At 73.8% G+C, this 496-nt stretch carries 1 protein-coding gene; it reads right to left on the bottom strand.

What is annotated here, in order from left to right:
* On the bottom strand, positions 1–496 hold a 496-nt coding region (locus GVL52_RS31850; protein ID WP_160012706.1), incomplete at both ends, for a TonB-dependent receptor.

Below are 496 nucleotides of genomic sequence, written 5' to 3'. Positions count from 1 at the left end.
CTGGTACACGGTGCGGCCATTCACCGTGGCGGCCGGCACGATCTCGCCGCGCGTGCGCGCGTCGAACCAGGCGGCTTCCACGCGGTGGACGGCGCCCTGCCATTTGGCTCCGACCTCGAACTGCCGGCTGCGCGCCGCCTCCAGCCCGGAGTTGGGACCGCTGTTGGTGCGGCTGTAGGCCATCTCGGCGAGCGTCGGCGTCTCCAGCCCGCCGCCGGCATTGGCATACAAGTTCAGCTGGTCGGACACCGCCCAGACCAGTCCGGCGGCCGGGCTGGTGCGATGCCAGCTGCGGCTGCCGCTGTCGTCCGGGTTCGCGGCGCTGGCGGGAAAGCGGTCGTCCACCGACAGCCGCACGCGGGTGGCGCGCAGGCCGGCGATGGCGCGCACCGTGGGGGCGATCCAGGCGTCCGCCTGCGCGAACAGATCGGTGTTGCCGGCGCGGTCCTGCTCGTCGCGGCGCAGCGCGCCGGGCGTGCCTGCGTCGTTGACGAAG

This window comes from Rhizobium sp. 18055 (assembly GCF_902706285.1).
Classification (GTDB): domain Bacteria; phylum Pseudomonadota; class Alphaproteobacteria; order Rhizobiales; family Rhizobiaceae; genus Rhizobium.
The sequence above is the reverse complement of the archived record's forward strand: the minus strand, read 5'-3'. Positions and strand labels throughout refer to the sequence as shown.